At 37.3% G+C, this 13,802-nt stretch carries 5 protein-coding genes; all 5 read left to right on the top strand.

Translation table 11 applies throughout. The features are described from left to right. The first annotated feature begins 100 nt into the window (after positions 1-100). On the top strand, positions 101-3,430 hold the full coding sequence (locus tag ABEB31_RS15085) for a glycoside hydrolase family 2 TIM barrel-domain containing protein (protein WP_347052462.1): 3,330 nt from the start codon (positions 101-103) through the stop codon (positions 3,428-3,430). 397 nt (positions 3,431-3,827) lie between these two features. Further along, positions 3,828-7,226 carry a glycosyl hydrolase gene (locus ABEB31_RS15090; protein WP_347052463.1) on the top strand — a complete coding sequence of 1,133 codons (3,399 nt, stop codon included), beginning with the start codon at positions 3,828-3,830 and terminating at the stop codon, positions 7,224-7,226. 168 nt (positions 7,227-7,394) lie between these two features. Next, positions 7,395-8,819, top strand: coding sequence for a sialate O-acetylesterase (locus tag ABEB31_RS15095; RefSeq protein ID WP_347052464.1), 1,425 nt, complete (start codon positions 7,395-7,397; stop codon positions 8,817-8,819). Positions 8,820-8,990: 171 nt separating this feature from the next. Further along, positions 8,991-11,318, top strand: a complete 2,328-nt coding sequence (locus ABEB31_RS15100) for a DUF5703 domain-containing protein (RefSeq protein ID WP_347052465.1) — start codon at positions 8,991-8,993, stop codon at positions 11,316-11,318. After that, complete coding sequence (locus ABEB31_RS15105; RefSeq protein WP_347052466.1) at positions 11,315-13,762, top strand: pectate lyase family protein; 2,448 nt, start codon at positions 11,315-11,317, stop codon at positions 13,760-13,762. Before ABEB31_RS15100 ends, ABEB31_RS15105 begins: the two co-directional genes overlap by 4 nt. Positions 13,763-13,802 lie beyond the last annotated feature (40 nt).

The raw sequence follows: 13,802 nt of genomic DNA on the forward strand, positions 1-13,802 counted from the left end.
TATGTAAATAATGTTTGTCGATATACGAGTGTGATTTCTCCCTTCGGTCGAAATGACAAAAAATACGGTCAATACAAAGCGAATAAAAAATATAGAATTAATGTCCAAACCAATTCAAAATAATCACTTTTCAAGGTTTCGATTTTCGATACTAAAATCAGTATTCACATTTTACATTTTACTTTTAACATCTTACGGAACACTGGCACAATCTGTAACCGGAGAACCTGCTGGAGTTCCGGAATTGCATAAAAAATACGAATTTGCACCTTGGGAAGATCCGACGATTACAAGTATTAACAGACAACCGTCAAGAGCTACTTCTTATTCGTATACAAGTGTTGAAGATGCATTAAAGGGAGACCGCACCAAAAGCCGAATCCAGATGCTGACTGGCGATTGGGATTTTAAATACGCTGTAAACTTAAAAGAAGCATCCAAAGATTTTTATCAAAATAAAGTTTCCGGGTGGGATAAAATCGAAGTGCCTTCCAACTGGGAAATGAAAGGATACGATAATCCAATTTATAAAAGTGCCGTTTATCCATTTCGACCTATAAATCCGCCTTATATTCCTAAAGATTATAACGGAGTTGGTTCTTACCAAAGAAGTTTTACTGTTCCTGAAAACTGGAAAGATATGACCGTAACTTTACATTTTGGAGCCGTAAGTTCAGGTTTTGAAGTTTGGTTAAATGGAGAATTTTTAGGTTATGGCGAAGATAGTTTTCTGCCATCAGAATTTGATATATCACCTTATTTAAAGGCAGGAGAAAATGTGGTTTCTGTTCGTGTAATCCGCTGGACGGATGGTTCTTATTTAGAGGATCAGGATCATTGGAGAATGAGCGGAATCCAGCGTGAAGTTTTCATTATGGCCGAGCCAAAATTGCGCATTCAGGATTTCTTTGTTCAAACCAAATTGGACAAGGAATACAAAGACGCAATTTTCAAATTGAGACCCAAAGTAGAAAATCTTACCGGAGAAAGAGTGAAGGATTATACAATGAACGTTCAGTTGTATGATGCACATAATAGGGCTATGTTCAAAGAACCGCTGCAGAGACCGGTGATTGATCTCATCAACGAAAGTTATCCTCGTCTGGATAATGTCCGTTTTGGATTCTTTCAGGAAAAAATCACAAATCCGAAAAAATGGAGTTCAGAAGAGCCAAATTTATACACAATGGTCATTTCTATAAAAGACAAAAACGGAAATGTTACCGATGCAAAAAGTTGCAAAGTAGGATTCCGTTCTATTGAATTCTCCAAGGAAAACGGAAAAATGCTCATCAACGGGAAAGAGACCTATGTCTATGGTGTAAACCGTCACGATCATCATCCGACAAGAGGAAAAGCGGTTACGAGAGAAGATATAAAACAGGATATTACAACCATTAAAAAGTTTAATTTCAACTTTATACGAACAAGTCATTATCCAAATGATCCCTATTTTTACGAATTATGCGACCAATACGGAATCATGGTAATGGACGAAGCCAATCAGGAAACACACGGAATTGGCGGTAAATTAAGCAATGATCCGCTTTGGACAAATGCATATATGGAACGTATGATCAGAATGGTGGAACGCGATAAAAACCATCCCTCTGTGGTGATGTGGAGTTTGGGTAACGAAGGCGGAAAAGGGCCGAACCATTCTGCCATGTCGGGCTGGGTTCACGATTTCGACATCACGCGTCCCGTGCATTATGAGCCGGCGCAGGGAAATGCAAAGTTAGACGGTTATATCGATCCGCTTGATCCGGGCTATCCAAAAACAATCGACCACGCTTACCGATTTGAAAATCCACAGGATGACTCTTATGTCGATATGGTCAGCCGTTTTTATCCGGGTGTTTTTACACCTAAATTTTTGGTCGATCAAAAGAAAGATACAAGACCGATTATTTTCGTTGAATATTCTCATGCTATGGGAAATTCAGTTGGAAATTTAAAAGAATTATGGGATGAATTCCGTTCGCTTCCAAGAGTTATCGGCGGTTGTATCTGGGAATTCAAAGATCAGGGAATCGTGAAATTTGATTCCAGATCCGGTCAGAATTATTTTGCCCACGGAGGAGATTTTGGTGAAAAATACCATGATGGAAATTTCAATACAAAAGGAATTGTAGATTCTTACGGAAAACCTAAAGGCTCGATTTTTGAGAACAAATGGGTGTATCAGCCCGCGATTTCGACTTTAAAAGGCAATCAGTTAGAGATCAAAAATCGACAGGCGGTTAAATCTTTAGAAAGTTATATACCGGTCTTAAAAATGTTAGAAAACGGAAACGTAATTAAAACGCACATTTTAAAGCCATTAAAAGTAGAAGCAGGGCAATCGACAACTTTAGATATCAGTCAATACCTTCCAAAAATGAAAAACGATGCTGAATATCTTTTAAATATTGAATTCCAGCTTTCAGCAGATGAGTTGTGGGCTTCAAAAGGTTACGCTGTCGCGGAAGATCAGTTTGTGTTGAAAAAGAAAGATATTCTTTCACCTGAATTAAAAAAAGAAAATATAAACGTTTCTGAGTCTGATTCTGAGTTTAAAATCAAAGGAAAAGCTTTTGATATTACAATTGGAAAAACAAACGGAGCTTTGAGTTCGTACATTTTCAACGGAGAAGAACAGGTTGTTGCGCCCCTGCTTCCTAATTTCGTTAGACCGCTTACAGATAACGATAAGCGCGGATGGAAATCGCAGAAGTTGTTGAAACAATGGTACAAAGCAAAACCAAAATTGGTTAACGTAAAAATTGACAAATCGACTTCTGAAATTAAAATTATCAGCGATTACGAAATTATAAAAGACAGCGCTAGTGTAAATGTAGTGTACAATATCAGTCCAGACGGTGTGATAAAAGTAGATTACAGTTTAAAAGCTTCAGACAAACTGCCAAACATCCCGAAAATCGGAATGCAGATGGGAGTTCAGAGAAAATTTGACCAAATTTCATGGTACGGAAAAGGAGAACTGGAAAATTACAACGACAGAAGTTTTGGTTCGTTTGTTGGAAAATATTCATTGCCAATTAATGATTTTATCGAACATTATCCTAAACCACAGGAAAACGGAAACCGATGTGATGTAAGATGGATGGCACTGACCACTCCGCAGAAAAATAAGGGTTTTGTTGTAGTAAATGATAGCAAAGTTTTGAGTATGAGTGCATGGCCATATACACAGGAAAACCTAAGCGCATCAGGTCATACATACGATTTAAAAGATCCTGGATTTTTGACGTTAAACATTGATTTATTTCAAATGGGAGTTGGAGGAAATGACAGCTGGACGATTGTGGCTCAGCCATTAGAACAATATCAGATTAAATCTGGTAATTATGAATATAGTTTTTATATGATGCCTTTTATTGGTTCGAAAAATCAATTGGAAAGCAGTTTGAAGAAGTTTAAATATTAATAAATTGATAATTAATAATTGAGATATAGTTTTTGTCATTTCTGCCGAAGGAGAAATCACACTAGAAATTCGACAACGATTATCAAACATAGCCCAAGGTTTTAACCTTGGGAACGCAATGTAAATCACGTTACGTTACATTACGTCTATTTTAGATCAAATACGTTAAGTCCCAATGGTTAAAACCATTAGCTATATTTTGAAAGATAGTTTTGTCATTTCGACCGAAGGGAGAAATCTCCACAAGTAACTCCGCAAAGAAAAGCCAATCTTTGTAGCGCTTCTCGCGAAGATTTCTCCTTCGTCGAAATGACAAAACGCATGGGGAAAGCAGTAAGTATCAAACCCGACAGGTTTTAAAAACCTGTCGGGTTTACAAACGAAATAAAACAATAAAATGTTTCAAAAAAAATACCTCTTTTTTACCTTACTTTTTGCGGGATTCGCTTCTGCACAGGAAACCTATAAAAAAGAAAATGGATTTTTTCAGCCCACTATAGAATCCTCAAAACCTTGGGTATATTGGTATTGGATGCAAAGCGCTTATTCTAAAGAAGGAATTACCGCCGACTTAGAAGCCATGAAACAAGCGGGAATTGGAGGCGCCTATTTGATGACCATAAAAGGTCCGGCAAATCCGCCATTGATGAATCCGCCGGTTTTGCAGTTGAGCAAGGAATTTTGGAATTTGGTGCGTTGGGCATTGACAGAAGCAGACCGATTGGGCGTAAAAATCGCGTTTCATCCCGCAGATGGTTTTGCCGTTGCTGGTGGACCCTGGATTACGCCGGAAATTTCGATGCAAAAAGTGGTTTGGTCAGATGTCTCGGTAAACGGAAATAACTTCAAAAACGTTCAATTACCCGTTCCAAATCATTACAAAGACTATTATAAAGATATTGCCGTTTTTGCGATTCCGCAGAAAGAAGCGATTGTTACCTCTTACCAAAAACAGCCAAAAGTTACATCAACTTTAGCTGATTTTGATGCTTCATTTTTGACTAATTCTGCCAAAGAAGATCAATTTAGATTAAAAGAAAAAGGCTGGGTTCAGTACGAATTTGATCAGCCGTTTTTGTGCAAATCCATCCAGATAGAAACCAAAGGAAATAATTATCAGGCACATCGTTTAATTATTGAAGTTAGTGATGATGGTAAAAACTTCAAAAGTCTGGGAAGATTAACAACGCCGAGACAAGGATGGCAGGATACAGACGCGTTTTATACACACAGTTTAATTCCAACAAAAGCAAAATATTTCAGATTTGTTTACGATCCGAAAGGAACAGAACCCGGCGCAGAAGATCTTGATCCCGCAAAATGGAATCAGGGTTTAAAAGTGGCCAAAATCATTTTATCAAACGAAGCGTTAATCGATAATTATCAGGGAAAATCGGGCGCAATCTGGAGATTAAGTCCGCAGACAACCGAACAGCAAATTGGAAAATCAGATTGCATCGATCCTTCAAAAATGATCAATATTTCGAAGTTTGTTGATGCAAATGGAGTTTTGAATTGGAAATCTCCTTCAAAAGCAAACTGGAAAATTATTCGTTTTGGATATACTTCGACCGGACATGAAAATGCAACGGCAGGTGCAGGAAGAGGTTTAGAAGTAGATAAATTTAATACCGAAGCCATTCGTTTTCAATTGGATCATTGGTTTGGCGAAATGTTACGAACTGCCGGGCCAGAACTGGCTTCAAAAGTCGTTAAAATCCTTCACATGGACAGCTGGGAATGCGGAAGTCAAAACTGGTCGCCTGTTTTTAGAGATGAATTTAAAAAGCGAAGAGGTTACGATATTGTTGATTTTCTTCCGGTTATGGCTGGAATTCCGGTGAAAGATATTCAGACTTCAGAAAAAATATTATACGATGTTCGAAAAACAATTTCAGAATTAGTTGCTGAAAATTTCTTCGGAACATTAAAAGATATTGCAAAGGAATCCAATGTAAAATTAAGTTCTGAAAATGTGGCGCCAACGATGATGAGCGACGGACTTTTGCATTTTAAATATGTTGATTATCCGAGTGGTGAATTTTGGCTGAAAAGCCCGACGCACGACAAACCAAACGATATGCTCGATGCGATTTCGGGCGGACACATTTACGGAAAAGATATTATTCAGGCAGAAGCGTTTACCGAATTAAAAATGGACTGGGATGAACATCCGGGAAATCTTAAAACGCTGGCAGACAGAAATTACACTTTAGGAATCAACCGATTTTTCTATCACGTTTTTGTTCATAATCCGTGGACAGACAGAAAACCGGGAATGACTTTAGACGGCGTAGGATCTTATTTTCAAAGAGATCAAACCTGGTGGAAACCCGGAAAAGCCTGGGTAGATTATTGCCAGAGAGTGCAGTTTCAATTGCAAAAAGGAAAACCTGTTATTGATTTAGCTGTTTTTATTGGTGAAGATTTGCCGTCGCGTGCCATGCTTCCGGATCGTTTAGTGCCTTTTATTCCGAATGTTTTTGGAAAAGAGCGAATTGAAAGTGAAAAAATCAGATTGGAAAATGAAGGTCAGCCGAGTTTGAGAGCGCCAAAAGAAGTGACTTCTTCTAAAAATTCAACCGATTTATCGCAATGGACAAATGCGATGAACGGCTATCAATATGATTCTTTTAATTCTGATGTTTTGATTAGAAATGCAAAAGTAGAAAACGGGAAAATAACCTTTGGCGGTGGAATTTCATACGGCGCTTTATTGTTTCCGGGAAGTCATAAAATGGCGCCGAATAAAATGATTACTCTGGCTTCCGCCGAAAAAATATTGGAGTTGATAAAAGCTGGCGGAACAATTTTTGTGGATGAAAAACCAAATCTGCAACCCGGAATTCAGTCTGAAGCTGATCAAAAGAAATGGCAGAATGTAGTGGATGAAATCTGGAATAATGAGGATGCATCTTCATGGAAAATCGGAAAAGGAACAATCATTAAATTGCCTTATTTAGGAAATGATTTTGCATCAATCGGAATTACGCAGGATGTTTATTTTCCGAATTTAAACAGAGCCGATTCCGAAACGATTGCCTGGACACACCGAAAATCAGAAACTGAGGATATTTATTTTCTTTCAAATCAAAAAGAACAAAAAAGAACTTTCGAAGCTTCGTTTAGAATTTCAGGAAAAATTCCAGTTTGGTACAATCCTGTAACCGATAAAACGGCTGTTTTAGAAAATTGGAAAATCGAAAACGAGCGTACCATTGTTTCTTTATCATTAAATGAAAATGAATCTGGTTTTGTGATTTTTAAAGAAGAAACCAAAGAAGTTTTAGCTCAGGGAAAAGTTGCTGAATTTGAAAAAGTTCAGGTTTTGGATGAGAATTGGGAATTGCATTTTGATCCCGAATTCAAAGGTCCGAGAGAAGTCGTAAAAACCAATAAACTTTTTGACTGGAGTACCTCAGAAAATGATCAGATAAAATACTATTCAGGAACTGTAATTTATAAAAAAGAGTTTGTCTGGAAGGCAAAAGATTCGAATAAAATCTGGTTGGATTTAGGTGAAATTGCCAACATCGCTGAGATTTCAATCAACGGAAAAGACTGCGGGACGCTTTGGACATTTCCTTATAAAACAGCTATTTCGCACGCATTACAAAAAGGAAAAAATACGATTATAATAAAAATAACAAATACCTGGGCAAACCGATTAATGGGTGACGAAAAATTGCCAAAAGAAGAAAGATTAACGTGGACGACGGCGCCGTATCGTTTGGAAGGAAGTCCGTTATTGAAAGCGGGATTATTAGGGCCGGTAACGATTTTGAAAGAGAAATAATATTAGTCACAGATTAAAAGAATTATTGATTTATGAATTGAATTGTCACCCTGAGCGAAGTCGAAGGGCGTTCCAATTGGAATCGGGCTTCGACTTCGCTCAGCCTGACATAACTAGATTAACAATCTTTTTAATTCTTTTAATCTTTAGCAAAAAAATAAGACAAAAATGAAAAAATTAATTATTGCATTTGTAATGATTTTGGCAAGCTTTCAAATCAATGCAAAAATCAAACTGCCAGCATTGTTTAGCGACAATATGATGTTGCAGCAAAAATCAAATGCACCAATTTGGGGCTGGGCCGAAAAGAACGCAAATCTTACCATAAAAACCTCGTGGAATTCTAAAATATACAAAGCAAAAGCAGATGCTTCAGGAAAATGGAAAGCAGAATTGCAAACGCCAACTGCAGGCGGACCTTTTACAATTGAAGTTGCGGAAAGAAACGAAAAAATAACCATCAAAAACATTCTAATTGGTGAAGTCTGGCTTTGCTCCGGACAATCGAATATGGAAATGCCATTAAAAGGTTTTCCAGGGCAACCCGTAAGAAACGGAAACGAAATTATCGTAAGATCTACCAATAAAAACATACATTTTATAACCGTTCCAAGAGCGACAGTTTTAGAACCAAAAGATGATTTTGAAGGAAAATGGGAAGTGGCTTCGCCAAAATCGACTGCTAATTTTAGTGCAACGGCCTGGTATTTTGGATCTCTTTTACATGAAGTTTTAGATGTTCCGGTTGGGTTGATTCATGTTTCGTACGGCGGTTCAAGCATGGAAGCATGGATGAATCAGGAGATGCTTAAAGATTTTGCGAGCGCTAAAATTCCGACCACAAAAGAAGAATTAGCAAAAGATCCAAATCGTGTTCCGACCACTTTATTTAACGGAATGCTTTCGCCTGTAATTGGGTACCGAATTAAAGGCTGTATTTGGTATCAGGGCGAATCGAATTATGAAAGAGCTTCTGAATACAAAGAGCTAATGAAAAAAATGGTAAGCAGTTGGAGAGCCTTATGGAAACAAGGAGATTTTCCGTTTTATTACGCTCAGATTGCACCGTTTAATTATGCTTCTTTTCATCCAAAAGATTATTTAGAAAAATACAATTCGGCTTATTTAAGAGAGGCACAATTGAAAGCTTCAGCAGAAATTCCGAATTCGGGAATGGCCGTTTTAATGGATGTTGGTGAAGAAAATAATATTCACCCGATGGACAAAGAAAAAGGAGGAAATCGACTTGCTTTTCAGGCTTTGGCGAGAACGTACGGAATTGAAGGTTTCGAATTTGAAAGTCCAAAATATAAATCAATGGAAATAAAAGATGGTGCTGTAACCGTTTCATTTGATGATGTTCCAAACGGAATTACAGCTTATGATAAGGAAGTTTTAGGTTTTGAAATTGCCGGCGAAGACAAAGTTTTTTATCCGGCGAAAACCGTAGTAAGAAGAAAATCAGTGGTTTTAACTTCTGATAAAGTAGCGAAACCAGTTGCTGTCAGATATTTGTGGAAAGATTTCGCGAAAGCAGAATTATTTAGCGCCGGAGGTTTGCCGGTTTCTTCCTTTAGAACGGATGAATGGTGATTTTGAGTTATAAGTTATGAATTATAAGTTATGAGTTGCGCCTAGTTTGTCATTTCGACTGAAAGGAGAAATCACACTAGTAACCACAAAGATCGTCGATAATTGTTGCGGAATTTCTAGTGCGATTTCTCCTCCGTCGAAATGACAAACAAGACTAAAAAATAAATGGATTTGAAATATATAAAATACATAGTTTTTTTCACCACGCTTTGCATCAAAGCACAAATTCCTGTGCTTGATAATTACAACCAAATCTGGACAACACAAAGCAAGAATTCATCAGAATCGATGCCTTTGGGTGGCGGAGATATTGGTGCGAATGTCTGGGTAGAAAAAGGAGATTTGTATTTCTATTTTTCTAGAAGCGGGACTTTTGACGAGCATAATACGTTATTAAAATTAGGCCGTGTAAAAGTGAGTTTAAGTCCAAATCCTTTTGAAGGGGCAGCAGGTTTTCATCAGGAATTAAAACTGAAAGACGGCTATATTTTAGTGAAGCAAAATGATACTAAAGTTAAACTTTGGGTGGATGTTTTTAAACCCATTATTCATGTTGATTTAGAAAGTAAAAATCAGTTGAAAATGACGGCTTCTTATGAAAGCTGGCGTTATCAGAATCATCATTCAAAAGGAAAAGAAAATAATGCCAATTCTTATAAATGGGCTCCACAGGGAGACATCATCATTTTTAAAGATTCTATTGCTTTTGAGAATAACGGCGTAAAATTCTATCACAGAAACCGCGAACAGACTGTTTTTGATGTTGCTGTACAACAACAAAAAATGGAATCGGTAAAAGACCAAATGCTGAATCCTTTGGCAAATCTCACTTTTGGAGGATTTATGAAAGGGGACAATCTAAAACCTGACGGAACTTATGTAGGGAAATATCAGAATACCGATTTTAAAGGTTATAATTTAACGAGTGTAAAAGCATCCAAAAAACATGCTTTAGAAATTTATTTGAATACAATTCAGTCAGATTTTGAAATTTGGAATAATGGTTTAAAAAAACAAATTTCTTCAAATAAAAACACAGCAAAACAAGCTGAAAAAAACACTATAAAATGGTGGAATAATTTCTGGGAACGCAGTTTTATTTTTACACAAAAAAATCAATCGATTGAGAAGGATTCGGTTTATCAAATTGGACAGAATTATCAATTGTTCCGATACATGTTGGGATGCAATGCCTATGGAAAATATCCAACAAAATTCAACGGTGGACTTTTTACAGTTGATCCCGTTTTTACGAATAAAGACCTGAATTTTACTCCGGATTTCAGGAATTGGGGCGGAGGAACAATGACGGCTCAAAACCAGCGATTGGTTTATTTTCCGATGGTAAAAAGCGGTGATTTTGATATGATGAAATCTCAATTGGATTATTATGTAAGCCTTCAAAAAAATGCTGAATTACGTAGTCAGGTGTATTGGAAGCATAATGGCGCATCTTTTACGGAACAATTAGAAAATTTCGGATTACCAAATCCAGCAGAATACGAATGGAAACGTCCTTCAGATTATGATCCGGGAATGGAATACAATGCGTGGCTGGAATACGAATGGGATACGGTTTTGGAGTTCTGCCAAATGATGTTGCAACAGAAAGAATATGCAGGAGAAGACATTCAGAAATACAATTCTTTTATGGTAAGCTGTCTTCGTTTTTTTGATGAACATTATCAATATTTGGCCAAACAAAGAGGCAGAAAAGCATTAGACGGAAATGGTAAATTAATCCTTTTTCCGGGTTCCGGAGCAGAGACATATAAAATGACGAACAATTCAAATAGTACGATTTCCGCTTTGCAGGTTATTACAGAACAGCTTTTAAACCTTTCAGAAAAAGAATTGTCAAAAGAAGAGATTGAATATGTAAAAGCATTTCAAACCAGAATTCCGCCTTTGAATTTTGGTCAGATTGAAAATCATAAAGTTTTGGTTCCGGCGAAAACATGGGAGAGAGTAAATAATTCGGAAGTTCCGCAATTGTATTCTGTTTATCCGTGGGGAATTTATGGTGTTGGAAAACCTGATTTGGAAACGGCTGTAAATACTTGGAAATATGATGGGGATGCCTTAAAATTCAGAAGCCATATTGGCTGGAAACAGGATAATATTTTCTCGGCCAGATTAGGCTTAACCGAAGAGGCAAAAAAATACAATCTGATGAAAATGGCGAATTCAGATAGAAGGTTTCCGGCATTTTGGGGACCCGGATTTGACTGGGTTCCGGATCATAATTGGGGAGGTTCTGGAATGATCGGAATGCAGGAAATGCTGATGCAGGAAGCTGATGGAAGAATTTATCTTTTTCCGGCCTGGCCAAAAGATTGGAATGTCCATTTTAAATTGCATGCCAAACAAAATACCACGATTGAAGCCGAACTTTTAAACGGCGAATTAAGAATAATAAGAGTTAGTCCGGAAGGAAGAAAAAAAGATATTATCAACCTGATTGGAAAATCAGAAACCGAAAAAAATAAACTAAAATGATTAAGAAATTAGTAAGTTCTTTTGCTTTGGCAATGCTTTTGGCGGCAAATGGACACGCACAAAATGCAGATAAACAAATTGTAAAAGTCGATTTTGACTTTTTTCAAAGAAGATTAGAGGAAGTTCACGATCCGGGTTATGATTCCTGGTTGATCAATGAGGGCAAAGAAGATCACAAGACTTTTAATAATGTGACGTTTCAATTAAAAGGAAATTTTTCTTCTAAATGGTACAAGGTGGGTATGAGTGCTCCGTATTACAACAGATTAGGAAGTGATGGTTTAATTACTTCTGAAAATTTAGAATTAAAGATCAGCGGATTAACAGCGGGAAAACATACACTTCTCACCTTTCATAATGCATTTGATGTTATTACGGGCAAGACTTTTTCGCCAATTAAAATTTATGTCGACGGAAAATTAGCAGAGACTGTAAATGCAAGTCAGAGGGCCAATGCAAAAATTGATGCCGCTATGGCTTACATCAATTTTACAGCAGTGAAAGGAAAAGAGGTATTGATTCGTTTTGAAATTGATGCTAAATCAAATCCTGATGTGGCAAAACAAATTGTGATCAATGGCTTTGAAATTGATACACCAAATTTGATGAATCAGGCGCGTACGCCACAGCCTGCCAACAGAGACGAACATGTTGCAGATAAGAATATTATTCTGAAATGGGATGCTTCAAAAACTGCCGTTTCGCATCACTTGTATTTTGGTGAAGAGCAAAATGCAGTTACCAATGCAAATGAATCTTCCAAAGAATTTAAAGGGAAACTAACCGAAAACTCCTTTCCGCTTTCTAATTTATACAGCATGTCAACTTATTATTGGAGAGTGGATGAAGTGGACGCCAAAGGAAATGTAACTCTAGGAAATGTCTGGTCGTTTAAGCCTGCACAATTAGCTTTTCCGGATGCTGAAGGTTACGGACGTTTTGCTGTAGGAGGAAGAGGAGGAAAAGTAATTGAAGTTACAAATCTAAACGACGATGGTCCGGGAAGTTTGCGTGATGCTGTAAACCAAAAAATAGGACCACGAACAATTGTTTTTAATGTTTCTGGAAATATTAAGCTGGAATCAAGATTAGTTGTAAATCAGCCCTATATTACCATTGCGGGACAAAGCGCTCCGGGAGAAGGAATTACAATCACTCGTGCGCCAATCGGACTTACCGGAGATGACGGAGTTATTCGATTTTTGAAAGTGCGTATCGGCGGCGGAAGAACATATGACGGAATGGGACTTACGGGTGCCAATCACAGTATTATCGACCATTGCTCAATCAGCTGGACGATTGATGAATCATTCAGTTCAAGAAGCGCGCATCATATTACACTGCAGCGAACTTTAATTGCTGAAGCTTTGAATGTTGCAGGACATGGCAAATACGAAGCCGGAAAAATGCACGGTTATGCAGCAACAATTGGAGGTGATATTGGTAGTTTCCATCACAATTTATTAGCACATAATTATGGAAGAAACTGGAGTATTGGCGGTGGTTTAAGCGGAGACGGATTTTACACCGGAAGATTAGATATCAGAAATAATGTGGTTTATAATTGGGGAAAACGTGCTACAGATGGTGGTGCAAACGAAGTTAATTTTGTCAATAACTATTACAAGCCGGGAGCTTCAACAGGAATTTTTGTCGCACTAAATGCGCAGCACGAAGGAGTTGGAAAAGGAATGCAGCGCTATTTCTTTAACGGAAATGTGATGCCGGGTTATTTCGACGAAAAATCTCAGGAAAAAGGAAGAAAAATGACCGTTACCAATAAGGAAATAGTCGAATATGAAACTTTTGTAAACAAGCCTTTTTTTGAATCGTACGTTGAAACACAATCAGCGAAAGCTGCCTATAAAAATGTGCTTTCGGATGTTGGGGCAGCTCAGCCGTTTTTTGATAAACACGATCAGCGTATTATTGATGAAACTTTAAAAGGAACTTTTACTTATAAAGGAAGCAAAAGCGGTCTTGGCGGAATGATCGATAATGAAGCGGATGCGGGAGGATGGCCTGACTTTGCTTCAGAAACACGTCCTGCAGATTGGGATACCGATCATGACGGATTGCCCAACTGGTGGGAAAAAGCTTTTGGTTTAAATGAAAATTCTAAAACCGGAGATTTTTCAGATGCTAATTCAGATGCAGATAAAGATGGTTATACCCAATTGGATAATTATCTGGAATGGCTGGCAAAACCGCATTTCTTTATTAAATCCGGAGAAAAATTGAGTTTGAATGCTTCTGATTATTTTAAAGGTTATGAGACAAAACCAGTTTATACTTTCGAGAATCTTAAAAACGGAAAAATAAACCTGAAAGGAAAAGAAATTCAGTTTACTGCTATAGAACCTGGATTTGCATCTTTTGTATTAACCGTAAAAGATGCAGACGGAGATACCATGAGCAGAGCAATTAATTTGTTTGTAAAGTAGTGAAAAATAAAACTATATAAGTGATATAAGAAATTATAAG

Source organism: Flavobacterium olei, from assembly GCF_039749035.1.
GTDB lineage: Bacteria > Bacteroidota > Bacteroidia > Flavobacteriales > Flavobacteriaceae > Flavobacterium > Flavobacterium olei.